This window comes from Bacillus cereus group sp. BfR-BA-01441 (assembly GCF_022663075.1).
Classification (GTDB): Bacteria; Bacillota; Bacilli; order Bacillales; family Bacillaceae_G; genus Bacillus_A; species Bacillus_A cereus.
The window spans coordinates 1-21,811 of sequence record NZ_JAKUEU010000027.1 but is presented as its reverse complement, the minus strand read 5'-3'; the positions used below and the strand labels follow the sequence as shown (position 1 = coordinate 21,811).

The following is a 21,811-nucleotide window of genomic DNA, read 5'->3' as shown; positions in this document are numbered from 1 at the left end:
ATATGCAACAATTGATTTTGAAGGAGTTTTTTTTACAGAAGAAGATGTTTCCTTTCTATTTTTTAATCCCTATTTTATCTATTTTTAAGAATTCCGTCGAACCAATGGGGATTGCAATAGGAGTATTTATAACATGTAGTACGATTATATATATTTCTTTTTATTATGACGAGAAAAGTAAAGCAGAAAAAGTGTTAGTGAGTTTGCCTATAACGAGAAAAGAGATAATTATAGCTAAATATATTTCAAGCACATTATTTATTATGGCTGGTTTGAGTGTAACTTTTATAGTCGTAATATTAGGAAATATTTTATTGAACAGAGATATAGTTATGCCTGGGTATGTAATATTTTCAGCAATAGTAGCAACTTTGATTTATTGTGCAGTAACGATACCGACTAATTACATTGGGGGATATAAAGTTATTACTGTCTTAAATTTGATTATGCTTTTTCCTTTAATGGGTATGATTGGTCTTATGTGCAATATTTTTGGTGATAAAACAATTATGTTAAAAGTACTCCACTCTCAAGAGGCTACACTAGCAATGGGTGTTCTTAGTATTGGAGTGTTAGTAAGTATATTCATATCAATGTTCCTCTCAATGAAAATGTTTCAGGAGGCAGAGTTATAGAAGGGGCATTTTCATATTAGGAGGGGTAATACATGATCAAGCAACTAATTTTAAAAGATTTCATCATTCAATGGAAATTTTTAATTTGGTACATACTGTATCCTGTTTTCTTTTATATGGCCTTAACAGATACGGAAAATCTGTTCATAATTATGTCAGTAATTATTACAATTGGGGCAACAGTAAAAACATTTGAAGCAGATAGTAAAAATGAGAGTGAAGTTATAGTAAATAGTTTACCAATATTGAGAAAACAAATTGTGTATGCGAAATATATAGTAGCAATAATTATTCTTTTTATAAGTGTAACGGTCGGTTGTTTCACGATAGGAATGAAGAGCGGGGTTAACTTATTTGAATTTATTGAAACGACAATGGTTGCTAGTATTAGCTTTATTTTATTGTATTTAAGCTTTGTTTTACCAATAGCCTTTTGGCTAGGGTATAAGAAATCCATTTTCATTACGATAGTAATATTCATGGCACCGATAGTTGTTTTAGAAGCTTTGTTTCAAATCAACTTAGAACAAATTCAACTATATAACAGCTTGTTATTCATTAGTTCAATATGCATGTTCATAATATCTATCTTCGTTTCAGTAAAAATATATGAAAAAAGAGAATTTTAAAAGGTGCCTTAAAAAAGGCACCTTCTTCAATAACGACAATACGAGAGCAGTAGTTTATAAAAAGAAACGCTATTTGGTACATCTTTTGGAGTATGTAATATAAAGCTGAAAACGATAACGAGAATAAGAAATAGGAAAAATAAAAATAGGATTTGCTTATGTATAGAATTTTGCATATTATTCACTCCTTTTTTTAGGTAGTATGTCCAAAAGAAAGGAGTGTATGAAAAATGTTAGGAGGGGAGAATGATGAACAAAAGAAAATGGTTATATAGAATAGGAATATTTTTATTTTCAATCGGTCTCATATTAGCAAATGTTTACTCGGATATACCACCGTTATTTCCAAGTTTACATAAAAGGGTTGGTATAAGTATTGCCATAGTTGGTCTGTTTTGTCTTATCACATCTAACTTCTACAGAAAGTCTGAATGAATATAAAAAAGGACAGTTACTCTTTTTCAGAAGTACTGTCCTTTTTTAATAACTTATTCCATAGTTTGGCGATACTCCATATAATGACGATTGCAATGGAGGCGATAATGGACCAAACAATTGATATAATTTCAAGTGTCATGTTAGGAAGGAATGTGAGAATGGATAATACTTTATGAAACAATGATTCTATTATATGAAAACTTATTTGTAATAGAATGACGATACCCAGTGTGATCCATGCTAATATTTTCTTTCCTTTTTCTTTCCACATGACATTCACCTCACGTTAGCTTAATAGTTTTAAGCCAACAGCGCCGCATAGAATACAGCTTAAGAAAGCAAGACGACGCCAATCCGCTGATTCTCGGAAAATGAGAATGCCTAGAAGTGCACTTCCAGCAGTTCCGATTCCAGTCCAAATTGCGTAAGCAGTTCCCATCGGTAATGTGTTCATCGCAAGAGATAAGAAGAAGAAGCTTACGCCGAAGTTAGCGATTAAAATAACTTTTGGTGCCCAGCCTTTCTTTTCAGTGGCTACTTTCATAAAGAGTACACCAATAATTTCACAAATACCAGCTAGAATTAAAAATACCCAAGCCATTTTATGCGGCCTCCTTCGCTTCTTTTTCTTCTGTTACTCGTTTTAAACCAATTACTCCGAAGAAGATTAAACCGATTAATAAAACTTTTACGATAGAGAAAGGTTCTCCGAAGATGAAAATCTCTGTAAGAACGATTCCGCCAGCTCCGATTCCTGTAAAGACTGCGTATACAGTGCCGACAGGTAAATCTTTATAAGCTCTAAATAATAAGACGAAACTAATTGTAATTAATAGAGCAACACCAGCCCATTCAAGTGGTGCCTCTGCTTTTTTTAGTCCAATCACCCAAAATATTTCAATAATACCAGCGATGATTACATAAATCCATGCCATATGTCATTTCTCCTTCCTACCAGTCGTTAGGTAAAGGGCTTAAAAACGACGCATTGCAAAGGAGCAATCCGTCAGTTTGAAAGTCCGCGCCAAAATACTTTCCAAGAAGCGTCTAAACGTGTCTCAAAACGATTTAAACCTGCGTATAATAGTTCAACCATAAGACCGTCGAGTAAGCATAGAAAAGCCTCTAAGGCGTCTTTTACTTCAATGTTATGCAGCTCATCTTGTTCGCTTGCTCTTTTAAATACAGGGAATAAAAGTTTTCCGACGTTTTCAATGTGTACATTTGCTTTATTAATAATTTGCTCGCGAAATGCATCAGGCGGAAAATAAGAAGTTCGTAACCAAAACATTGATTCTTCACTTTCACCAAATCGTTTTGCATACCCTTTTAATAATTTTAAAAGCAATTCTTCAGTGGACGAATTGGAAAAGCTTTCGATATCGCCTGTGAAGCTCTGCAAATCTTTTTGAAGAGCAGATTCTAAGCATATGAAATATAGCTCTTCTTTTCCTTTAAAGTGTGCGTAAATCGATGGTTTTTTAATCCCAACTTCTTGAGCAATATTTGCCAATGAAGTTCCTTCATAGCCGTAGCGTGCGAAATGAGAAAGTGCTACAGCTTTAATGCGGTTTGCTGTCATTTTCATCCCCTACCTACCGTTCGTTAGGTTCATTATATGAGATGGGAAATATAAAGTCAATAGGTGAAGAGCTGAGAAAGAGCGTTATAAGTAACGCTCTTTTTAGACAGTCTCTCGCTCAATTAAATGGAATGAAAGTTCTTTTGCACTGCCGACAATTTGCTCGCTTTGGATCTGCTTATGGAATAAAGAAAAAGCATGTGAGCCCATTGCGAGACCGGGATGTTCAATTGTGGAAATTTCTAATGCCTTTGAAATTTCATGATTATCAAATCCAAGGATAGCAAGGTCTTCAGGTACTCGAATACCATGTTTTCGAGCCTCTGTTAATAAACCAGCTGCAACTTGATCGTTCGCTGTGAAAATAGCAGTTGGACGATTTTTCATATTTAAAATACGATGGAGTATTTGTGCTCCGTCCTGCATTGTATAGCATTGGTGGAAAATCCATTCAGGATGCAACGTTTTCCCTTCGTTACGAAGTGTATCGGCGAACGCTTTTTCGCGCTCCATGGAATTTACACTTGTTTTTCTTGCTAAACAAATTCCGATTTTTTCATGGCCTCTACTTAGTAAATAGGCAGTACCAAGACGGAAACCTTCATAATGATCTACGTAGATGGATGAAATGAGGGGATGCTTCATTTTTTCACATGAAATAATAGGGGCAAATTTTGCAAAAGGTTCGATTTGTTCCCAAGAGCTCGTTCGGGAGCAAATAATCATCCCATCAAATTGTTTCATTTTCATCATTTCAAGAACACGAATTTCTTCAATGCTATCGTAATTCGTTTGACATAAATTAATATGATACCCAGCTAATAACGCTTCGTTTCCGATTCCTTCAATAATCGTACTGAAGTAGGGGAGGTTAATGAAAGGAAGCATAACGCCAATTGTATATGTTTTCCCTCTTATTAAATGGACAGCATTTATATTTTTTGCGTAGTTTAATTCTTCAACAGCATCTAGAACACGCTTACGCTTTTCTTCTTTTACGTAAGGGTGATTATTCAGGACACGAGAAACAGTTGATATCGATACACCAGCAGTTTTAGCAATTTGTTTTATATTGGCCATATGTATCACCTCTTTCCCTTATTATAAAGGGAAAATAATAAGAAAGAAAAAATCTTGACCTGAAAAGCTTTTCACAAACTATGGTATTAATAAGACTTCTTTTTATTCGCGTAACCTTTTCACTTGGGCGTAAGAATGATAGGGGTCTTTTTTGTTTGCAAAAAGTGTTGTCAAAATGTGTGAGAATAACGTGGAAAGTTTTCAAAGGTGGAGTTTGGTGACGAAGCGAATATGAAGAGAATATCAACGCTTCGTTCGTTAAGAGAGCGGTATGAAAGGGCGGAAACAAATTGAAAAAAAGAATCATTTGTTTCGTGTTTTCTAGTTTCGTGCTTAGTTCGTGTTCGTTTCAGCAAACGATGCAAGAAGAAAAACACTTTGTGGGAACAACGGGAGGAGCTATGGATCGTGTTACAGATCCTATTCCGCTAAAGGAACTTCCAAAATATTTTCCGGTGAAGTTTAAAGTTCCAACGTTTTTACCGTACGACATTACAAGTGATGTGAAGGGGGAAGTAAGAACGCTTGGGAAAAAGAACACTGTCTTAACGATTAAATATAAACAGAAAGAGCCAGGTAGAAATGAGTATATTGAGTTAAATGTCGCGAACTTTCCTTATAGTTTTCCGGATCTTGTGGAAGAGAAGCGATTTCAAGAACAAATGAAACTGAATAATGGAACGTCTGCTTATTTTAAAAATAAAGATGATTATGAACGTGGTGACGAATTTGCTACGCTTATATGGAAAGAGAAAGGAATTGAATATCAAGTGCTGTATCGGAATGTAGAAGAGAACGATGAAAAGGTAATCAAGCAGAATTTATTATACATTGCGAATAAGATGAAATGAAAAAACTAGCTGATTTATTCAGCTAGTTTTTTGTATGTTATTATTTCTTTTTAATTTTGCCTGTCCAAGATTTAAATCCACCTTGTAATTGGTAGAAATCTTTGTAGCCTTGTTTTTTTAAGTATTGCGCTGCACGACCTGTACGGAATCCGCTTTGGCAATATAAGTAAACAGGTTGATCTTGACGAAGTTCTTTATGGCGAAGGCGAATTTGTGATAACGGAATGTTACGTGCACCTAAAATATGCCCTGCGTTATATTCGTCTGCTTCACGAATATCGATAAGCTGTGCTTTACGGTAGCCAGCGCGAAATTCTTCTTCTGTAAGAGTTTTAATTAATTTTTTCTGATAGAAGTACATCCATACAGTGTAGCCGATAAATGCTACGATTACGGCTAATAAAATAATCCAAGTTGTTGACACGATTCTATCGCTCCCTTTTTTCTTATCCTACTTTCAATATTATAATGCCCTTATGTATTTATGCAACAGATTCATTTGCATATAAGAAGAAATTTCGTATTCTTTCACAAATTTTGTCGAATTTGGTAGACTAGAGAATGTGAAAAATAATTGGTTATATGAGGTGCAGGATGGGAAAAGAAAAATGGTGTTATATTAACTCTGGTCAATGTTCACCGGCATTTAATATGGCGTTAGATGAATGTTTATTAAATTGGCAAAGTGAAAAGAAAATGCCACCAACAATTCGTTTTTATGAATGGGAAGTACCAACATTAACAGTTGGGTATTTTCAACGTGTTGAAAAAGATATTAATATGGATGTAGTTAACGAAAAGAAATATGGATTCGTTCGTCGTCAAACAGGCGGCAGGGGTGTACTACATGACAAAGAGTTAACGTATAGTGTTATTGTGTCTGAAGATCACCCGAATATGCCGAAAACAGTTACAGAAGCGTATCGTGTTATTTCGCAAGGTTTATTAGATGGTTTTAAGGCATTAGGGTTAGAAGCATATTATGCAGTTCCAAAAACAGAAGCAGATCGTGAAAATTTAAAAAATCCACGTTCCGGCGTATGTTTTGATGCACCATCTTGGTATGAAATTGTAGTGGAAGGACGAAAAATTGCTGGTAGTGCTCAAACACGTCAAAAAGGTGTTATTCTACAGCATGGATCGATTCCATTAGAAATTGATTTAGATGAACTATATGATCTATTTTTATTCCCAAATGAACGTGTGAAGGAACGCATGAAGAGTATGTTCTCTTCTAAAGCAGTAGCAATTAATGAATTAACAGACCGTACATTTACGATAGAACAGTTAATTAAAGCGTTTGAAGTTGGCTTTGAAAAAGGATTGGATGTAGAACTTGTTCCATATGAATTAACAGAAGAACAGTTACATGAAGTTCAAACGTTAGCGAAAGAAAAGTATGAAAGTAATGAGTGGAATTATAAAAAATAAGAGATGGCAATTGCCATCTCTTATTTTTTTTATAGTAAATTAAGTACTTTTTCTACTTTGATTCCTTTATCTTGTAAAGAACGAAGGCGACTTACAACGTCCATAATTTCTTTGTCAAATGTAACGCTAATACCTTGGCTTTGTAGTTCTTCTTTTAAGCTTTCAATAGAATCATCTATGTCGATGCCAAGCTCGTAATCTTGACAAACTTCAATTGTCTTTTTCACGAGTTTAACATAATTTTCTTGTAGTTTTGAATTTGTTTCAGTCAAAGCAGGCTGCTTCGGTTTTGCAGGAGCAACCGGTGCTGTCTCTTGCTTTGTAACTGGAGTAGGGACCGCTTTTTTCACAGGCGCTGGAGTAACTAGTTCTACAGCTGCTTCTACGCTTACTGGCTTCGGTGTCGGTACCGGAGTAGGCTTAGGTGCCATAGCAGGTGTTTCCACACGCGTAACAGGCTTAGGAGCAGGTGTAATTGCTTTTGGAGCTTCTACAACTACTTCTTTTTTCGGTGCTGCTTCTACCTGTGTTTCTTCTTGCTCGGCAGCTTCTTTATTTTCTTTACTCCACATAACGCGTTCAATTTCTAGAGAAACATTGTTTTTGTTCATCGCTGTTAATGTAACTTTACCAACTTCAGCGTTTCCAGTGAAATCAACAATTTTATAAATAACACTCTTGTTCCAATCCACGTTTCCGCTCAAAAATAATTCTTCGTTACATTTCGGCGTTAAGCCCTCGATTTTAATTTCTGCGTTTACACCGTTTTCACTATATACCATAATTAGCGAAGCATTTACATCTTCGTCTGCTAACATTAGTTCACGTACCATTTTGCCGGTGCGTACTTGCGTTTTCTTCTTAACTGACATCTAATTTCTCCTCTCAAAAATTCAGTAATAATAAAAAAATCGTATAACGAAAAATAATTGCTCACGAAGATTTATGATACCGATAATAAAAGCATCACGTCAACAATTAACTTTAATTATTTTGCATTTTTCTTATTTTCTTTATGAAATTTTTCAATTTGTAAAATTAGACAGAAGAAAAAACAGCCTTTTGAAGGGCTGTTAAAAATTTGATTTTTTATATAGTAATTTATATAAAATAAAAAATAAGATAGCAATTAAAGCATTTTGCCAAAAGTTTAGATGATAAATGAGATAAGGTTGCTTTTGGAAATAAATATTTAAGAATACAGCGGAACAAAATGGAGTAGCAAATGCGAATCCAAATAGAATTCTTCTTTTCCAATTCATTTTCTGATTAAAGGAGTAACGCTTTAATAAATATAAAATAAATAGTATACCTAGTATAATTATTGAAACAGACGAAGTAGTTCCAAGGATACTAAAAGGTGGACTTATTATTTCGGTGTTCTTTTCAAAAAAGAAAACGAAAAGAGAAGCAATGGTGTCCATTCCAAACTGTATAGCGAGAAGTAAGCTAATAACAAAGCCGATTAAAGAAGTTTTTTCTAACATTGTTTGAACCGGCAAAGCCGATATGAGTTCATCACAATAAGATTGTAAGTCATCACCAAAAATGTCATAAGCATTTTTGTTTTCTGTTTGTGCTTCGATGAGATGGTCTAATATTTCTAGTAATAGTTCTTCTACTTGTTGCTCTGGCACGTTAGATAAACGAAGATAAACTAACATATCGCTATAAGCAACTTCATTTTCAGGTGTTAGAAGCTCACGTTTTTTATTATTCAATTCAATCATGTCTTGTGCATTCATCCCTATCACTCCCCCTGTAATAAGTTATTTACCGTAGTTGAAACCATTCCCCAGCTTTGTTTAAATTCTTCAAGCTGCTCTAATCCTTTATCGGTTACGTGATAATATTTTCGTTTTGGACCGAGTGAGGAGGCTTTTAATGTTCCTTCAATCAATTTTTCTTTTTGCATACGTAACAATAACGGATATATGCTTCCTTCGCTTACGAATGTAAATCCGTGTTTATTTAATTTTGTGCTCAGTTCATATCCGTACACTTCTTCTTGTGAAATGATGTATAGGATGCAACTTTCTAGTACACCTTTTAACATTTGGCTGTGCATGATTTCACCACCTTTTACTCAGGTAACTTGCGTTGCAAGGTAGCTGTTATCCAAATTATAACATTCAGTAACTTGCAACGCAAGTTACTGAAGTGGAAAACTTTAATGCGTGTTAATTTTTCAACGTTTCCCATACTAACGAGAGGGAGGGAAGCATATGAAACCATTTATGCCAAAACTCGTTTACTTTGAACCAAAGGCACTTGAATATCCGCTTGGAAAAGAGCTTTATGAGAAGTTTACGAAGATGGGATTAGAAATTCGTGAAACGACATCACATAATCAAATTAGAAATTTGCCAGGAGAAAATGATTTGCAAAAGTATCGTAATGCAAAGGCTACACTTGTCGTTGGAGTAAGGAAGACGCTAAAGTTTGATACGTCAAAACCGTCAGCTGAATATGCAATTCCGCTCGCAACAGGGTGTATGGGACATTGTCATTATTGCTATTTGCAAACAACACTTGGGAGTAAGCCTTACGTTCGTGTGTATGTCAATCTTGATGAAATATTTGAGAAGGCAAAGCAATATATGGATGAAAGGGCACCTGAAATAACAAGATTTGAAGCAGCGTGTACATCAGACATTGTTGGGATTGATCATTTAACACATGCATTAAAGCGGGCGATTGAATTCATTGGAGAAAGTGAATATGGACGCTTACGTTTCGTCACGAAATATTCGCACGTTGATCATTTATTAGATGCAAAGCATAATGGGAAAACTCGTTTCAGGTTTAGTATAAATTCACGATATGTAATTAAAAATTTTGAACCAGGGACATCGCCATTTGAGGAGCGAATTGAGGCGGCACGTAAAGTAGCAGGTGCAGGTTATCCACCTGGTTTTATAGTCGCGCCACTTTATATGCATGAAGGATGGGAAGAAGGATATCGTGAACTATTTGAGCGACTGTACAATGCGCTGAAAGATATGACGATACCAAATTTAACGTTTGAATTAATTCAGCATCGTTTTACGAAACCAGCGAAAAAGGTTATTCAAGAGCGTTATCCAAATACGAAGCTTGAAATGGATGAAGAGAAGCGGAAGTATAAATGGGGACGATATGGCATCGGAAAATATGTATATAAAAAGGATGATGCAGCAGTATTGGAAGAAACGATAAGAGGTTATATAAATGAATTTTTTCCTAATGCAGAAATACAATATTTTACTTAAGGGGGGTCTGTATGCAAATACAGATTCTTTTTTGTTTTATATATTTAGGCTCGTTTTCAACTTGTCACGTTATTCTTTCTGGTGTATCATTTTATTGATTGCTTCGTACGGAATAAGCAAAATGAACTTGGATGGAGGAAACCGATGCCTACCCCTAGTATGGAAGATTATATTGAACAAATTTATTTGTTGATTGATGAAAAGGGTTACGCCCGCGTATCTGATATTGCTGAAGCGCTTAGTGTACATCCATCCTCTGTAACAAAAATGGTGCAAAAATTAGACAAAGATGAATATCTAATTTATGAAAAATATAGAGGGCTTGTATTAACAACAAAAGGTAAAAAAATCGGAGAACGTCTCGTATATCGTCATGACTTGCTAGAGCAATTTATGCGTATTATCGGTGTGGATGAAAGTAAAATTTACAATGATGTAGAAGGAATTGAACATCATTTAAGTTGGGAAGCGATTGATCGCATTGGTGATTTAGTGCAATACTTTGAACAAGATACAGTCCGAGTGGAAACACTTCGCGGTGTTCAAAGAGCAAATGAAGAGAAAAGTAATTAAGGGGAACGTATGGCGTTTCCTTTTTTATTTCAATTCGAAAAGGATGGGAGAATTATGAAAGCAATTATTTTTGATTTTGATGGATTAATTGTGGACACAGAAACGATATGGTTTCACTCTTTCAGAGATGCTGTTCGTGAATACGGCGGGGAACTACCTTTAGAGGAATTTGCGAAATGCATTGGAACAACAGATGAGGTACTTTATACATATCTAAATGATCAATTAAAAGAGAAGTTTAACAAAAGTGTATTAAAAGAAAAAGTGGCAACTTTACATAAAGAGAAAATGAGAATACCAGAAGCTCGTGACGGGGTAAAAGAATATTTAGAAGAAGCGAAAGAAATGGGATTAAAAATCGCACTAGCTTCTAGTTCTTCTAGAGAATGGGTTATTCATTTTTTAGAAGAGCTACAAATTCGAGAATATTTTGAAGTAATTAAAACGAGAGAAGATGTTGAGAAGGTAAAACCAGATCCAGCTCTTTATCGAGTTGCAATAGAAGAATTAGGAATTAAGCCATCTGAAGCTGTTGTATTTGAAGACTCATTAAATGGATTGAGAGCAGCAGTTGCAGCGGGATTAACGTGCGTTGTGGTACCTAATGATGTGACACGGAATTTACCGTTTGAAAATCATCATCTTCGAATTGAAAGTATGAGAGAGAAAAGTTTAAAAGAAGTGCTTCAAAGTATAAAAAAAGACCGTATTTCCTAAAAGGAAGCACGGTCTTTCTTTTTGCTTTTTTTGCCTTCAATGACAGTTAAATGAGACTGTTTTCTTTTTCGTTTCAAAGTGGAAGAATTCCCTTTTTTACTTTTGTCATTAGAAGTATTTGACTTAAAGAAAGAATTGCCTAGGGGTGCTACATTTTGTTTCCCATGTTTGCGGTTCGATTGTTTTGCCGCACGCTTATATGAGCTTTGCGAATTTGCGGAACCACTGGAATTTGTAAACATCTTGTATAGCAAGTAAAAGATACCGACAACAAGTAACATGTACCCGATATTTCTTAATACACCCATGGGATTTGTAATAACAGATGAAACAAGGCCGAATATTGCCAATCCGATAATAAGCACAAATATAGCGAAAGTAAACGAACGACCGTTCATAAGGGACACCTCCTAAAAACATATATTGAAATTAGTATATTAACGATGAGGAAAGGAGTTGAACACCATTTTTAAATAATTATTGTTTGTTCTCTAAACGTAATAATTCTTCAAACGATGCAATTGCTACTTCCACTTGATCATCTGTTGGTTCTTTCGTTGTTAATAGTTGTAGCCATAATCCAGGATATCCAAGTACGCGTAATACGGGAATGTCTCGTAATCGATTTGTAAATTGCAATACTTCAAAAGAAATACCAAGTACAACTGGAATTAATAAAATTCTGTTTATAACTCGTGCCCAAAGAGGATCTGTAGGGACTAGGAAATAAACGAACATTCCAATAATGACTGTAAATATAATAAAGCTACTGCCGCATCTATAATGGAGACGAGTTTGCTTTTGAACGTTTTCTACAGTCAGAGGAAGGTTATTCTCGTAAGCATTGATTACCTTATGCTCTGCACCGTGATACTGAAATACCCGCTTAATAAGTGGGGTTAAAGAAATAAAGTATATATAGCTCAATAATAGCATGAGCTTAATGACACTTTCGACAATGATTTGCCCAGTATGAGATGGGAAAATCGGTCTCGTTAATTCAGCTAATAGTGCAGGAACTGCTGTGAAAATGACTTTACCGAATATAAAAGATAAAACGCCAACAGCTGCAACTCCTAATACCATCGTTAATTTTGATTGTTCTTCTTTTTTATTTGCAATTTGTTCATCATCTTCTGGGTGGACGTCAAATCGTTCTGAAGCGAAGTTTAAATGCTTTGCTCCATTCGCACTTGCATCCACAATAGCGGCAATCCCTCGTAAAAATGGAATTTTTTTTAGGGTAGATAGTACTTTATTACGAACGCGTGGTAATCGATAAAATTCAATCGATTTATCTTTACGACGAACCGCTGTAACAGTATATTCTCTACCGCCAAACATAACTCCTTCTATGACCGCTTGCCCGCCATATATTTGTTTTGACTCTTCTGCCATGTTAACACCAACCTGTATTTGTTTCTCTCTTATGTAGAAAAAGAGGCAATTGTCATACTGGGTTCTGTCGTTTTGAAATAAGACAATCACCGAGTTTCCTTTATTTTATCGGCAAATACAAGTAGATGACAAGGGAAAATGTTATGAGAGTCGGACATTTCTTATTCTTTTTATGGACAAATTTCGCAGGATTTAAACATGCTTCAAAATAGTTTCGGGCATACTATTGAGCGGAGGTGTCGATGTGAGTCAAGAACAATTAGGAACAAGGAATTTTGTGCAGATTGGTTTGTTTGGTGGAATCTTTTGGGGCGGGATCTGGTATTTCCTTCATATATTTTCATTCACGGAGGCGGGACCGAATTATTTCCTTTTACCATTTGCGTTTGGAAGTTGGAAAGAGGGGGTATGGGGCAATGTGTTCGGAATAGTGTGTATGGGACTTCTTTCAATTTTGATCGCCTTTTTGTATAAAGCATTTTTTGCGAAGTTTGAAGGGATTATAGCGGGAATTATTTATGGGCTATTTTGGTGGGCACTACTATTTTTGGGGATGGGTTTAATGGCTCCTGTTATTAAAAGTGCGCTCCATTTACCAAAAGAGACAATTGTGACGACAATATGTATTTTTATATTGTATGGTGTGTTTATAGCATATTCTGTTTCTTACGCAGTAAATAGCAATAAAGCAGAACAAGAAGGGTAAGAGAAGACGAACTATTCAAATAAGTAACTCCTATGTTAAAATATTGTATAGATATTTAATATTAAGGAGTTTTAAGAATATGAAAAAGTTACTCCTCGTAAACGGTCCTAACCTAAATCGCCTCGGTGTTCGTGAGGTAAATGTATATGGAAAGGGCACGCTAGCGACACTTGAAGCAGATATGAAGCAAGAAGCAGAAACAATGGGAGTGGAGTTAGAATGTTTCCAATCGAATCATGAAGGTGCCATTATCGACATTATTCATGAAGCGGAAGATATATATGAAGGGATCATTTTAAATCCGGGAGCATTTACGCATTATAGCTATGCGATTCGTGATGCCATTGCGAGCATTTCGATTCCTGTTATTGAAGTACATATTTCTAACATTCATCAGCGTGAATCGTTCCGTCATGAATCTGTGACGGCAGCTGTTTGTGCAGGTCAAATTGTAGGATTTGGTTTTTATGGCTATAAGTTAGCATTATTTGCATTAATGGAGAAATTGAGGGAGGCATAAAGTAATGGAGAAAATTGAAAGATTACGAAGTGCATTTGATGAGGCTGGCATTGACGGTATTTTGTTAACAAATGAACATAGTCGTAGATATATGGCTAACTTCACAGGAACAGCAGGCGTTGTTCTTATTTCAAAAGATCGTGCTCAATTTATTACAGATTTCCGTTACGTCGAGCAGGCAAGTAAACAAGCGGTTGGATATGAGGTTGTACAGCACGCAGGATTGATCATTGATGAAGTGGCAAAGCAAGTGAAAGAGCTTGGAATTCAAAAACTTGGTTTTGAGCAAGATACTCTTACATATAGTTCTTATTCAGTGCATAAGGAAGCGATTGATGCTGAATTTATCCCGACTTCTGGACTTGTAGAAAAGTTACGCTTGATAAAGACTGATTCAGAGATTAAGATATTAAAGGAAGCTGCACAGATTGCAGATGCTGCCTTTGAGCATATTCTATCATTCATTCGCCCGGGAGTATCTGAAATTGAAGTGTCAAATGAACTTGAATTTTTCATGAGAAAACAAGGAGCAACATCTTCTTCGTTTGATATTATCGTTGCTTCAGGTCTTCGTTCGGCATTACCGCACGGCGTGGCATCTGAAAAAGTGATAGAAACAGGAGATTTCGTTACATTAGACTTCGGCGCTTATTACAAAGGATATTGTTCTGATATTACTCGTACGATTGCAGTCGGTGAACCATCTGATAAATTAAAAGAAATTTATAATATCGTTTTAGAAGCACAACTACGTGGTGTGAACGGTATTAAAGCTGGTTTAACAGGTCGCGAGGCTGATGCGCTAACGCGTGACTACATAACGGAAAAAGGATATGGTGAATACTTTGGACACTCTACTGGTCATGGAATAGGTCTTGAAATCCATGAAGCACCAGGTTTAGCGTTCCGTTCTGATACAGTACTTGAACCAGGTATGGCTGTAACAGTAGAGCCAGGTATTTATATTCCAGGTATTGGCGGCGTACGTATTGAAGATGATATCATTGTGACAAGTGAAGGTAATGAAGTAATTACGAAATCACCAAAAGAACTTATTATTTTGTAATACACAGGAGGATTTTTTTACATGATTTCAGTAAACGATTTTCGTACAGGTTTAACAATTTCAGTGGACAATGCCCTTTGGCAAGTACTTGATTTCCAACACGTAAAGCCAGGTAAAGGTGCTGCATTCGTTCGTTCTAAACTACGTAATCTTCGCACAGGTTCTGTTCAAGAGAAAACATTCCGTGCAGGTGAGAAAGTAGAAAAAGCACACATCGAAAACCGTCGTATGCAATACTTATACGCAAGCGGTGAGGCTCACGTATTTATGGATAACGGAACTTATGAGCAAATCGAACTTGGTGAAAAACAAATCGAGCGCGAGCTTAAATTCCTAAAAGAAAACATGGAAGTAGCAATTATGACTTACCAAGGCGAAGTACTTGGTGTTGAACTTCCAAACACAGTTGAATTACAAGTTACAGAAACAGAGCCTGGTATTAAAGGTGATACTGCTTCTAACGTAACAAAACCAGCTACATTAGAAACTGGTCTTGTTGTACAAGTACCAATCTTCATTAACGAAGGCGAAATGCTTATCATCAACACTGGTGAAGGTAAATACGTTTCTCGTGCATAGTAAAAAAACACTCGTGATAATTCACGAGTGTTTTTTTATAGGAAATAGGGTAGATAGTAAATAGCTGTTACTATAAAACTGACTAAAACAAGTGAAAGAGTACCCATAATAGATGGAGTCAAAACAATTTGAAATGGTTTTATTTCGCCAGTCTCAACGCCAGTTAATGTTTTGCTTATTGCGTGATCTGTAATGTTATTTCTATGGTTACTCATAATAATTAACCACATAATTGCAAATATTGCTAAACTACCAAGGAAAAAGGTCTCTATAAATGACCAACCGACTAATAATGAAAAAAGATAAATAAGAGCTAATTCTACTACAACGGTTAAACTAATTTTCAATGCCTTCATATTTTTCCTCCTCATTCTGTAATTTCAACCAGTTTAAAAAATTTTCACGTGACACGACATGCAGAGAGCAAGGTGACCTTACTTCTTTCTCTAGTGCAGCGTGTTCGTCTGGAAACTTGTTTTCCACATGCAATGAAATATAGGGTAGTTTTTCTTGTGCTTTTAGTGAGCGGATATTATTCGTTTTAGCACCAGCAAATACGTAGGAAAGTTGTAAGTCTAAAAAGGCGATTTTAAAGATTTCTTTTTTAGCAGCCTCGTTATAGCCTTTTCCCCAGTATGGATAGCCAATCCAACTACCAATGTGAGATTGCTTTTTTTCATTATTAATATGTTTAAGTGTGGTGAGGCCAATTATTTCATTTTCTTCATTCACAATCATTCTCGATAAGGATTTCTTTTGACGCTCTTCTTCTATTGCGAAAAGAAGAAATGTTTTCGTGTCTTCGATGTTTTATACCGTTATCCCCAATGCATTTTTTATATGTGGATCACTTGATAGCTCGAAAATCACATTTGTATAGCATAAATCTAGTGGTAATAAAGTGACGTGCTGCATGGTTTAAACCCCTTTCAAACTAAATATACCATAATATACCATAAAATAATATAAATATTCAGATTCTAATTCAGACTTTAGAGAAAAATTATGTTTTTACTTCTGAAATAGACAACCTCTGCATATGGTTGTACAAATATATTCTTTTTTAGAATACGAAGTTAGTAACTGTTACGGGAGAAGGTGGAAGAATGAAACAGTGGCTAGCGGCAATGGAAACATCCGTGCTTGTTATGGGGGCACTTCGATTATTTTCAGGTAGTGCGGAGATATTTGCTGCTTTGCTTATGCTTTATGTGAATGATGCGAAGAAAGCGTTGTTTATAAATGGTATGTTGGCGTTTGTTGGACCTACCGTATTAATTTTAACAATGACAATTGGGATAGCGAGTGTAGCAAGTGAAATTTCTTTCTTGAAGCTCTTTTTTCTAGCGCTTGGAATTTGCTGTATTTTTATCGCATTACTGAAATAGTAAGTCGAGTATAGTGGGGAGAAGCCGATGAAAGAGGTATTAGAAGTTTTACCAAAAACGATGAAGTACTTAATTGAAGAATGTAAGCAATACGATGCTTTAGAGGAAATTCGTGTTCGAATTGGAAGGCCGCTAGAGTGTATTGCACACGGAAAGGTGTTTTTTTATGACTATATCACTACTGCAGAGGATGCTATTTACTTATTGAATAAATTAAGTCAATTCTCAATTTATACGATGGAAGAGGAATTAAAACGTGGGTATGTGACGCTTCGCGGGGGGCATAGAATCGGGTTAGCAGGAAAAGTCATTACAGAAAAAAGCGCAGTGAAAATGATTCGTGATGTCTCTTCCTTTAATATTCGTATTGCTCGTCAAAAAATAGGGATTGCTGAACCGCTTTTGCCATATTTGTATGAAAAAAGGTGGTTAAACACGATGGTAATTGGCCCTCCCCAAACGGGAAAAACGACACTTTTAAGAGATGTAGCACGTTGCATGAGTCAAGGGGTAAGTGCTTCGGAAATTCCTTCCTGTAAAGTGGGGATCGTTGATGAACGTTCAGAAATTGCTGGCTGTGTGAAAGGAATCCCGCAATATGATTTTGGTACCCGAGTCGATGTGTTAGACGCATGTCCAAAGGCAGAAGGAATGATGATGATGATTCGTTCTATGAGTCCTGATATTTTGATCGTAGATGAAATTGGCCGTAAAGAAGATAGTGAAGCAATTATGGAGGCAGTGCATGCAGGTGTTCAGCTTTTTATAAGCGCACACGGATTTTCCTATGAGGATGTTGTGAGACGTCCATCGCTCAAGGCAGTGCTAGAGCTTGGTATATTTGATAGGTTTGTGGAGTTGTCAAAAGCGAGGGGTCCAGGAACGGTTATGCAGGTGAAAGATAAATATGGAAAACCAGTGTTATCAAATAGAAAGGCTGAGGGCGTATGGTGAAAATATTTGGTGCAGTGTTAATCGTTGCGGTCAGCACCTTTTTCGGGTTTTCGTACGCTAAAAGATACAGTGAGAGGCCGAGGCAAATTAGGTTATTAAAATCAGCACTTCAATCATTAGAGGCAGAAATTATGTATGGACACACACCTTTATCTGAGGCTGCCGAGCGATTAGTTAAACAAATGCCAAAGCCATTAAATTGGATATTTCAAAGTTTCGCTAAAAAACTAGAAAGTGGAGAACAAACGGTAAGGGAAGCTTGGATAGATAGTTTGAAAGAGAATTGGAAGTTGACGGCTTTTCAACAAACCGAGTATGAAATACTGCAGCAATTTGGTGAAACGCTCGGGCAACATGATCGTGAATCACAACAAAAACATATTCGCTTATGTATTACACATTTGGAGAGAGAAGAAGAGGAAGCGAAAGCTTTACAACTGCAATACGAAAAAATGATTAAGAGCTTAGGGGTACTAGCAGGGCTACTAATTGTAATTTTACTGCTATAGGGGGGAGAAAGGCGATGTCCATTGATGTTGGATTAATATTTCAAATCGCCGGAATCGGCATTGTTTTAGCTTTCATTCATACTGTACTAAAAGAATTGAAGCGTGAGGATATTGCAAATTGGGTTATCCTTGTCGGTTTTGTCGTCATTTTATTTCATGTTGCATTTTTAATTAATACGCTATTCGACAAGATTAAAAGTGTCTTTCTCTTCCAGTAAAGGAGGCGGTTCGAATCGAAATTATACAAATTGTCGGATTAGGCCTCGTTGCTACGTTTTTAGCTGCTGTTTTGAACCAGCATAAATCTAGTATTACATCTTTATTTATTGTGTTCGTAGGTAGCGTGATGTTTCTTATTTTAATCGATCAAATTCATTCTATTTTACAAATGATTGAGAGAGTAGCGAGTGAAGCGAAAGTTAGTAACGTCTACGTGGAAACGTTACTAAAGATTATTGGAATTGCTTATATTGCCGAGTTTGGAGCTCAAATTACAAAAGATGCTGGTCAAGGTGCCATCGCTTCGAAAATTGAACTTGCTGGGAAAATCTTAATTCTCGTTATGGCAATTCCTATTTTGACGGTTGTAATTGAAACTATTCTCGGATTTTTACCGACGGGATAAGGGGGAGTGAATGTTGAGGAGGTTTGGAGCTAAGCTGCTATTTGCTTGCTTCCTTTTCTTTTCTTTACCGGTTGTTGTACAAGCTTCTCCTGTAGAAACAAACGTCGTTGATCAACAATTGGATAAGCTCGGAATTGAAGATGTGAAGCAATTTTGGGACGGGCTTGTTACAAAATATGGAGGCTATTTGCCAGAGAGTCAAAAAGGGAGTTTTATGGAGTTTGTAAAGGGAGAAAAAGAATTCTCTCTAAAAGAGTGGATGATAGGGTTATTAAAATATTTATTTCATGAGCTTGCAGCTAATGGAAAACTGCTTGGCACACTCATTATGCTCACAATCTTTAGTGCATTGTTGCAATCACTGCAATCCGCTTTTTCAAAAAGTAGTGTAAGTAAAATTGCTGATGCTGTTGTATATATGGTACTTATTATTTTTGCTTTAAATAGTTTTTATGTCGTTATGACATATGCAAGAGAAACGATACAAACAATGGTAGATTTCATATTAGCGCTATTGCCAATTTTATTGGCGCTTATAGCGACTGGTGGCGGGGTTGTATCTGTATCTTTCTTTCATCCGATTATCATTTTCTTAATGAATACAAGCGGGCTTCTTATGAATTATATCGTTCTACCGCTTTTATTACTGGCAACGATATTAAGTATTGTAAGTACAATGAGTGATCAATATAAAGTGACGAAATTGTCCAAGCTTCTGCAAAACGTTAGCGTTGGGATTATCGGTATTTTCTTAACGATTTTTTTAGGAGTATTATCTGTACAAGGAACAGCAACAGCCGTTGCTGATGGAATAGCTGTGAAAACTGCTAAATTTGTAACAGGGAACTTCATTCCAGTAGTCGGAAGGATGTTTACAGAAGCGGCAGATACTGTTATTAGCGCATCAGGATTATTGAAAAACACAGTCGGAATTATTGGGCTCGTCATTTTATGTTTAATTGTTGCTTTTCCAGCGATTCAAATTTTCTGTATCGCATTTATTTATAAATTCGCAGCAGCAGTATTGCAACCGGTTGGCGGCGGAGCAATTATTCAATGCTTAGACATTATTGGACGAAGCATCATTTACGTATTTGCTTGCTTAGCTATCGTATCATTTATGTTCTTTTTAAGTATTACAATTATTATTGCTGCGGGGAATATTACACTTATGATGCGGTAGGAGGTGAAGAGTATGCAATTTGTTACAGAGTGGATCAGAAATATTATCGTTTTTTTGCTCTTAGCGACAATGCTTCATCTTATTCTTCCAAATTCGAATTTGCAAAAATACGTTAAATTCGTTGTAAGTCTTTTGTTAGTCGTATTAATTTTAACACCCCTTTTTAAACTATTGCAGACAGATGTAAATGAAGTAATTGCAAATTTTAATGAAGAAAAGTACGTAGCAGAAGGATCTGTAAAAAATTCAATAGATTCGAAGAAAAAAGAAATACAAGCTCTAACACGTGCATATAGTTTAGAAGAGATGGCTACCAAAATGAAAAAAGAAGTAGGAAAAGAGTTTGAGAAACAGTATGGTATGTCAGTCTCTGAAATACAAATAGTCGCAGCGGAAAGCACAGCGGAAGTAAAGTCAGCGAAAGATATTCAATCTGTTGTTGTGACGTTAAAAGAAAAAGAACGTAGTAAAAATGATGCAATCGAAACAGTAAAACCAGTTGAAATTAACACGAAAGAACCACCGAAAAAAGTAGAGGAAACGAATGTAGAAATGAAAGACTTCTTTTCAAGCAGGTGGCAACTAGAGAATAAACAAATCCAAGTTCAAATGGAAGGGAGGACAGGTAGAGTAAATGGACAATAAAGATAAAAATTCGAAGTTCTCATTTTTTCGAAACTTATTGAATGGAGATGAAAAAGAAAGTAATGAGAAGGGAAGAAAGGTAACACCTAAGTTCTTACTTGTCCTACTCATACTTGGAATTTTGCTTATGTTTTCTAGTAGTTTTTTTTCAAGTAAAAAAGAAGAAGTACCTGTATTTAAAGAACAAAAAACTCAAAACCAGGAAAAAGATGTACCAACTTTTGGACAAAAAAATAATGATAATATGTCAAATGTAGAAAAATATGAAAAAGCGTATGAACAAGAATTAAAAACTGCTTTAGAAGAAATAGCAGGAGTAAAAGACGTAACGATTAAAGTGAATTTAGATTCATCTGAAGAAAAAATTTTAGAAAAAAATACAGTGAAACGCTCACAAACAACAGGTGAAACAGATAAAACAGGCGGTAAGAGAGAAGTAGAGGACGAGTCTCTTGATGAAAAGACTGTCATTATACGTGAAGGGGATAAAGAAACTCCTGTTGTTTTACGAACAGAGAAGCCGAAAGTACGTGGTGTTCTTGTCGTAGCAAAGGGAGTGGATAATATACAAGTTAAAGCAATGGTAAAAGAAGCTGTGATAAGGCTGCTAGATGTACCGGCCCATCGCGTTTCAGTTTCACCGAAAAATTGATAGGGAGGAAATAAAGTGTTAAAAAAACAAACAGTTTGGTTATTAACGATGTTAAGTTTAGTTGTTGTACTATCTGTGTATTACGTGACAACTCCTGACAAAATGAATACAGCATCGCCGGCAACAGGTGAAAAGATTGGACAAGAAAAACAAGGTACTGATAAAGCAGTAACAAACGAAGCGCCTAAAGAAACTCCGAAAAAAGAAAATACAAGCAAGGAAACAACAAATAAAGAAACAGACAAAAAAGAAAATGCAAAAAAAGAAACAAGTAAAAAAGAGGGCAATGTATCAGTTCAATCAAGTGATGAGAATTTCACAGCTTTACGTATGCAAATGGAAGATCAGCGTAGTGAACAAAAAGCAAAATTACAAGAAGTGATGAGTTCAACAAAAGCT

Annotated in this window: 33 protein-coding genes and 1 pseudogene; 21 read left to right on the top strand and 13 right to left on the bottom strand. The window is 35.8% G+C overall.

Features of this window, described 5'->3' with window-relative positions:
• The first annotated feature begins 2 nt into the window (after window positions 1-2).
• The 3 genes from MR107_RS13560 (at window position 3) to MR107_RS13550 (ending at window position 1,699) form a co-directional block, all read left to right on the top strand.
• Window positions 3-635, top strand: a complete 633-nt coding sequence (locus tag MR107_RS13560; RefSeq protein ID WP_242292440.1) for an ABC-2 transporter permease — start codon at window positions 3-5, stop codon at window positions 633-635.
• A gap of 32 nt (window positions 636-667) precedes the next feature.
• Window positions 668-1,264 (top strand): ABC-2 transporter permease, encoded by a 597-nt coding sequence (locus tag MR107_RS13555; RefSeq protein WP_046392992.1) that lies wholly within the window; start codon window positions 668-670, stop codon window positions 1,262-1,264.
• 246 nt (window positions 1,265-1,510) lie between these two features.
• Window positions 1,511-1,699: a hypothetical protein gene (locus MR107_RS13550; protein ID WP_002164431.1), complete on the top strand. Its 189-nt coding sequence runs from the start codon at window positions 1,511-1,513 to the stop codon at window positions 1,697-1,699.
• Between the two features lie 16 nt (window positions 1,700-1,715).
• Here MR107_RS13550 and MR107_RS13545 read toward each other — a convergent pair whose 3' ends face one another.
• From MR107_RS13545 to MR107_RS13525, 5 genes are all read right to left on the bottom strand, one after another.
• The gene (locus MR107_RS13545; RefSeq protein ID WP_000265370.1) at window positions 1,716-1,973 is read right to left on the bottom strand and encodes a DUF3975 family protein; all 258 of its coding nucleotides are present in this window, start codon (window positions 1,971-1,973) and stop codon (window positions 1,716-1,718) included.
• 15 nt (window positions 1,974-1,988) lie between these two features.
• Window positions 1,989-2,303 carry a DMT family transporter gene (locus MR107_RS13540; RefSeq protein ID WP_000312623.1) on the bottom strand — a complete coding sequence of 105 codons (315 nt, stop codon included), beginning with the start codon at window positions 2,301-2,303 and terminating at the stop codon, window positions 1,989-1,991.
• Window position 2,304: 1 nt separating this feature from the next.
• Complete coding sequence (locus MR107_RS13535; protein WP_000312339.1) at window positions 2,305-2,637, bottom strand: DMT family transporter; 333 nt, start codon at window positions 2,635-2,637, stop codon at window positions 2,305-2,307.
• Window positions 2,638-2,708: 71 nt separating this feature from the next.
• Window positions 2,709-3,290, bottom strand: coding sequence for a TetR/AcrR family transcriptional regulator (locus MR107_RS13530; protein WP_002005730.1), 582 nt, complete (start codon window positions 3,288-3,290; stop codon window positions 2,709-2,711).
• Between the two features lie 96 nt (window positions 3,291-3,386).
• On the bottom strand, window positions 3,387-4,364 hold the full coding sequence (locus tag MR107_RS13525) for a LacI family DNA-binding transcriptional regulator (RefSeq protein ID WP_001273985.1): 978 nt from the start codon (window positions 4,362-4,364) through the stop codon (window positions 3,387-3,389).
• Window positions 4,365-4,678: 314 nt separating this feature from the next.
• Between MR107_RS13525 and MR107_RS13520 the strand changes: the two genes are divergently transcribed.
• Window positions 4,679-5,215, top strand: coding sequence for a DNA polymerase III subunit delta (locus MR107_RS13520; protein WP_226368616.1), 537 nt, complete (start codon window positions 4,679-4,681; stop codon window positions 5,213-5,215).
• 40 nt (window positions 5,216-5,255) lie between these two features.
• Here the strand turns inward: MR107_RS13520 and MR107_RS13515 are convergent, their stop codons facing one another.
• The gene (locus MR107_RS13515; RefSeq protein ID WP_000108653.1) at window positions 5,256-5,639 is read right to left on the bottom strand and encodes a rhodanese-like domain-containing protein; all 384 of its coding nucleotides are present in this window, start codon (window positions 5,637-5,639) and stop codon (window positions 5,256-5,258) included.
• A 170-nt stretch (window positions 5,640-5,809) separates the two neighbouring features.
• On the opposite strand from MR107_RS13515, the gene MR107_RS13510 reads away from it, so the two are divergent.
• On the top strand, window positions 5,810-6,646 hold the full coding sequence (locus MR107_RS13510; RefSeq protein WP_000514081.1) for a lipoate--protein ligase family protein: 837 nt from the start codon (window positions 5,810-5,812) through the stop codon (window positions 6,644-6,646).
• 29 nt (window positions 6,647-6,675) lie between these two features.
• On the opposite strand, the gene MR107_RS13505 is transcribed toward MR107_RS13510, so the two are convergent.
• The 3 genes from MR107_RS13505 to MR107_RS13495 all read right to left on the bottom strand — a co-directional run bounded on the left by MR107_RS13505 (window position 6,676) and on the right by MR107_RS13495 (window position 8,714).
• Complete coding sequence (locus MR107_RS13505; protein ID WP_000111900.1) at window positions 6,676-7,518, bottom strand: hypothetical protein; 843 nt, start codon at window positions 7,516-7,518, stop codon at window positions 6,676-6,678.
• Between the two features lie 201 nt (window positions 7,519-7,719).
• Entirely contained in the window at window positions 7,720-8,391 is a 672-nt protein-coding gene (locus tag MR107_RS13500; protein ID WP_142292877.1) for a DUF1129 domain-containing protein, read from the bottom strand.
• Window positions 8,392-8,396: 5 nt separating this feature from the next.
• The gene (locus tag MR107_RS13495; RefSeq protein WP_242292439.1) at window positions 8,397-8,714 is read right to left on the bottom strand and encodes a PadR family transcriptional regulator; all 318 of its coding nucleotides are present in this window, start codon (window positions 8,712-8,714) and stop codon (window positions 8,397-8,399) included.
• A gap of 157 nt (window positions 8,715-8,871) precedes the next feature.
• Between MR107_RS13495 and splB the strand changes: the two genes are divergently transcribed.
• The 3 genes from splB (at window position 8,872) to MR107_RS13480 (ending at window position 11,187) form a co-directional block, all read left to right on the top strand.
• Window positions 8,872-9,897, top strand: a complete 1,026-nt coding sequence (gene splB / locus MR107_RS13490) for a spore photoproduct lyase (protein ID WP_242292438.1) — start codon at window positions 8,872-8,874, stop codon at window positions 9,895-9,897.
• A 144-nt stretch (window positions 9,898-10,041) separates the two neighbouring features.
• Window positions 10,042-10,470, top strand: coding sequence for a transcriptional regulator MntR (gene mntR, locus MR107_RS13485; RefSeq protein WP_001143085.1), 429 nt, complete (start codon window positions 10,042-10,044; stop codon window positions 10,468-10,470).
• A gap of 54 nt (window positions 10,471-10,524) precedes the next feature.
• Entirely contained in the window at window positions 10,525-11,187 is a 663-nt protein-coding gene (locus tag MR107_RS13480) for an HAD family hydrolase (RefSeq protein ID WP_025687934.1), read from the top strand.
• On the opposite strand, the gene MR107_RS13475 is transcribed toward MR107_RS13480, so the two are convergent.
• Both MR107_RS13475 and MR107_RS13470 read right to left on the bottom strand, forming a co-directional pair.
• Window positions 11,184-11,585: an SA1362 family protein gene (locus MR107_RS13475; protein WP_001014463.1), complete on the bottom strand. Its 402-nt coding sequence runs from the start codon at window positions 11,583-11,585 to the stop codon at window positions 11,184-11,186. The genes MR107_RS13480 and MR107_RS13475 overlap by 4 nt on opposite strands.
• 79 nt (window positions 11,586-11,664) lie before the next feature.
• Window positions 11,665-12,585 carry a DUF1385 domain-containing protein gene (locus tag MR107_RS13470; protein ID WP_000807121.1) on the bottom strand — a complete coding sequence of 307 codons (921 nt, stop codon included), beginning with the start codon at window positions 12,583-12,585 and terminating at the stop codon, window positions 11,665-11,667.
• Window positions 12,586-12,829: 244 nt separating this feature from the next.
• On the opposite strand from MR107_RS13470, the gene MR107_RS13465 reads away from it, so the two are divergent.
• The 4 genes from MR107_RS13465 to efp all read left to right on the top strand — a co-directional run bounded on the left by MR107_RS13465 (window position 12,830) and on the right by efp (window position 15,456).
• Window positions 12,830-13,291, top strand: coding sequence for a YqhR family membrane protein (locus MR107_RS13465; protein WP_000076880.1), 462 nt, complete (start codon window positions 12,830-12,832; stop codon window positions 13,289-13,291).
• A gap of 79 nt (window positions 13,292-13,370) precedes the next feature.
• Window positions 13,371-13,811, top strand: a complete 441-nt coding sequence (gene aroQ, locus MR107_RS13460; protein WP_000735140.1) for a type II 3-dehydroquinate dehydratase — start codon at window positions 13,371-13,373, stop codon at window positions 13,809-13,811.
• A 4-nt stretch (window positions 13,812-13,815) separates the two neighbouring features.
• Window positions 13,816-14,877 carry a Xaa-Pro dipeptidase gene (pepQ, locus tag MR107_RS13455; protein ID WP_000411040.1) on the top strand — a complete coding sequence of 354 codons (1,062 nt, stop codon included), beginning with the start codon at window positions 13,816-13,818 and terminating at the stop codon, window positions 14,875-14,877.
• A 21-nt stretch (window positions 14,878-14,898) separates the two neighbouring features.
• Window positions 14,899-15,456, top strand: coding sequence for an elongation factor P (gene efp / locus MR107_RS13450; protein WP_000626516.1), 558 nt, complete (start codon window positions 14,899-14,901; stop codon window positions 15,454-15,456).
• A 35-nt stretch (window positions 15,457-15,491) separates the two neighbouring features.
• Here efp and MR107_RS13445 read toward each other — a convergent pair whose 3' ends face one another.
• A complete protein-coding gene (locus MR107_RS13445) occupies window positions 15,492-15,812 on the bottom strand; it encodes a hypothetical protein (protein ID WP_000645572.1) in 321 nt (106 codons plus the stop codon).
• A pseudogene (locus MR107_RS13440) lies at window positions 15,793-16,371 on the bottom strand (GNAT family N-acetyltransferase). The gene MR107_RS13445 and the pseudogene MR107_RS13440 overlap by 20 nt, the downstream one beginning before the upstream one ends.
• 191 nt (window positions 16,372-16,562) lie before the next feature.
• Here MR107_RS13440 and MR107_RS13435 point away from each other — a divergent pair.
• From MR107_RS13435 to MR107_RS13395, 9 genes are all read left to right on the top strand, one after another.
• Complete coding sequence (locus MR107_RS13435) at window positions 16,563-16,844, top strand: YqhV family protein (protein ID WP_000816050.1); 282 nt, start codon at window positions 16,563-16,565, stop codon at window positions 16,842-16,844.
• 27 nt (window positions 16,845-16,871) lie between these two features.
• Window positions 16,872-17,798, top strand: coding sequence for a stage III sporulation protein AA (gene spoIIIAA / locus MR107_RS13430; protein ID WP_000665905.1), 927 nt, complete (start codon window positions 16,872-16,874; stop codon window positions 17,796-17,798).
• A complete protein-coding gene (gene spoIIIAB, locus MR107_RS13425) occupies window positions 17,792-18,307 on the top strand; it encodes a stage III sporulation protein SpoIIIAB (RefSeq protein ID WP_242292437.1) in 516 nt (171 codons plus the stop codon). Before spoIIIAA ends, spoIIIAB begins: the two co-directional genes overlap by 7 nt.
• 14 nt (window positions 18,308-18,321) lie before the next feature.
• Window positions 18,322-18,525, top strand: a complete 204-nt coding sequence (gene spoIIIAC / locus MR107_RS13420) for a stage III sporulation protein AC (RefSeq protein WP_000020914.1) — start codon at window positions 18,322-18,324, stop codon at window positions 18,523-18,525.
• 23 nt (window positions 18,526-18,548) lie between these two features.
• Window positions 18,549-18,932, top strand: a complete 384-nt coding sequence (gene spoIIIAD, locus MR107_RS13415; RefSeq protein WP_077393170.1) for a stage III sporulation protein AD — start codon at window positions 18,549-18,551, stop codon at window positions 18,930-18,932.
• A gap of 10 nt (window positions 18,933-18,942) precedes the next feature.
• A complete protein-coding gene (gene spoIIIAE / locus MR107_RS13410; RefSeq protein ID WP_000946110.1) occupies window positions 18,943-20,115 on the top strand; it encodes a stage III sporulation protein AE in 1,173 nt (390 codons plus the stop codon).
• Window positions 20,116-20,127: 12 nt separating this feature from the next.
• The gene (gene spoIIIAF, locus MR107_RS13405) at window positions 20,128-20,760 is read left to right on the top strand and encodes a stage III sporulation protein AF (protein ID WP_001161052.1); all 633 of its coding nucleotides are present in this window, start codon (window positions 20,128-20,130) and stop codon (window positions 20,758-20,760) included.
• Complete coding sequence (gene spoIIIAG / locus MR107_RS13400) at window positions 20,750-21,412, top strand: stage III sporulation protein AG (protein ID WP_000368880.1); 663 nt, start codon at window positions 20,750-20,752, stop codon at window positions 21,410-21,412. Before spoIIIAF ends, spoIIIAG begins: the two co-directional genes overlap by 11 nt.
• A gap of 15 nt (window positions 21,413-21,427) precedes the next feature.
• On the top strand, window positions 21,428-21,811 hold a 384-nt coding region (locus MR107_RS13395), incomplete at its 3' end, for a SpoIIIAH-like family protein (RefSeq protein ID WP_242292436.1).

What these genes read in the sequence shown, in the direction of transcription:
- spoIIIAB (WP_242292437.1), top strand. Translation starts at nt 17,792, where the DNA reads ATGGTGAAAATATTTGGTGCAGTGTTAATCGTTGCGGTCAGCACCTTT.
- MR107_RS13475 (WP_001014463.1), bottom strand. Translation starts at nt 11,585, where the DNA reads ATGAACGGTCGTTCGTTTACTTTCGCTATATTTGTGCTTATTATCGGA.
- spoIIIAA (WP_000665905.1), top strand. Translation starts at nt 16,872, where the DNA reads ATGAAAGAGGTATTAGAAGTTTTACCAAAAACGATGAAGTACTTAATT.
- MR107_RS13530 (WP_002005730.1), bottom strand. Translation starts at nt 3,290, where the DNA reads ATGAAAATGACAGCAAACCGCATTAAAGCTGTAGCACTTTCTCATTTC.
- MR107_RS13505 (WP_000111900.1), bottom strand. Translation starts at nt 7,518, where the DNA reads ATGTCAGTTAAGAAGAAAACGCAAGTACGCACCGGCAAAATGGTACGT.
- MR107_RS13540 (WP_000312623.1), bottom strand. Translation starts at nt 2,303, where the DNA reads ATGGCTTGGGTATTTTTAATTCTAGCTGGTATTTGTGAAATTATTGGT.
- spoIIIAE (WP_000946110.1), top strand. Translation starts at nt 18,943, where the DNA reads ATGTTGAGGAGGTTTGGAGCTAAGCTGCTATTTGCTTGCTTCCTTTTC.
- MR107_RS13445 (WP_000645572.1), bottom strand. Translation starts at nt 15,812, where the DNA reads ATGAAGGCATTGAAAATTAGTTTAACCGTTGTAGTAGAATTAGCTCTT.
- pepQ (WP_000411040.1), top strand. Translation starts at nt 13,816, where the DNA reads ATGGAGAAAATTGAAAGATTACGAAGTGCATTTGATGAGGCTGGCATT.
- mntR (WP_001143085.1), top strand. Translation starts at nt 10,042, where the DNA reads ATGCCTACCCCTAGTATGGAAGATTATATTGAACAAATTTATTTGTTG.
- spoIIIAF (WP_001161052.1), top strand. Translation starts at nt 20,128, where the DNA reads ATGCAATTTGTTACAGAGTGGATCAGAAATATTATCGTTTTTTTGCTC.
- spoIIIAC (WP_000020914.1), top strand. Translation starts at nt 18,322, where the DNA reads ATGTCCATTGATGTTGGATTAATATTTCAAATCGCCGGAATCGGCATT.
- MR107_RS13470 (WP_000807121.1), bottom strand. Translation starts at nt 12,585, where the DNA reads ATGGCAGAAGAGTCAAAACAAATATATGGCGGGCAAGCGGTCATAGAA.
- aroQ (WP_000735140.1), top strand. Translation starts at nt 13,371, where the DNA reads ATGAAAAAGTTACTCCTCGTAAACGGTCCTAACCTAAATCGCCTCGGT.
- splB (WP_242292438.1), top strand. Translation starts at nt 8,872, where the DNA reads ATGAAACCATTTATGCCAAAACTCGTTTACTTTGAACCAAAGGCACTT.
- MR107_RS13500 (WP_142292877.1), bottom strand. Translation starts at nt 8,391, where the DNA reads ATGAATGCACAAGACATGATTGAATTGAATAATAAAAAACGTGAGCTT.
- MR107_RS13480 (WP_025687934.1), top strand. Translation starts at nt 10,525, where the DNA reads ATGAAAGCAATTATTTTTGATTTTGATGGATTAATTGTGGACACAGAA.
- spoIIIAG (WP_000368880.1), top strand. Translation starts at nt 20,750, where the DNA reads ATGGACAATAAAGATAAAAATTCGAAGTTCTCATTTTTTCGAAACTTA.
- MR107_RS13545 (WP_000265370.1), bottom strand. Translation starts at nt 1,973, where the DNA reads ATGTGGAAAGAAAAAGGAAAGAAAATATTAGCATGGATCACACTGGGT.
- MR107_RS13510 (WP_000514081.1), top strand. Translation starts at nt 5,810, where the DNA reads ATGGGAAAAGAAAAATGGTGTTATATTAACTCTGGTCAATGTTCACCG.
- efp (WP_000626516.1), top strand. Translation starts at nt 14,899, where the DNA reads ATGATTTCAGTAAACGATTTTCGTACAGGTTTAACAATTTCAGTGGAC.
- MR107_RS13435 (WP_000816050.1), top strand. Translation starts at nt 16,563, where the DNA reads ATGAAACAGTGGCTAGCGGCAATGGAAACATCCGTGCTTGTTATGGGG.
- MR107_RS13495 (WP_242292439.1), bottom strand. Translation starts at nt 8,714, where the DNA reads ATGCACAGCCAAATGTTAAAAGGTGTACTAGAAAGTTGCATCCTATAC.
- MR107_RS13560 (WP_242292440.1), top strand. Translation starts at nt 3, where the DNA reads ATGCAACAATTGATTTTGAAGGAGTTTTTTTTACAGAAGAAGATGTTT.
- MR107_RS13525 (WP_001273985.1), bottom strand. Translation starts at nt 4,364, where the DNA reads ATGGCCAATATAAAACAAATTGCTAAAACTGCTGGTGTATCGATATCA.
- MR107_RS13535 (WP_000312339.1), bottom strand. Translation starts at nt 2,637, where the DNA reads ATGGCATGGATTTATGTAATCATCGCTGGTATTATTGAAATATTTTGG.
- MR107_RS13555 (WP_046392992.1), top strand. Translation starts at nt 668, where the DNA reads ATGATCAAGCAACTAATTTTAAAAGATTTCATCATTCAATGGAAATTT.
- MR107_RS13550 (WP_002164431.1), top strand. Translation starts at nt 1,511, where the DNA reads ATGATGAACAAAAGAAAATGGTTATATAGAATAGGAATATTTTTATTT.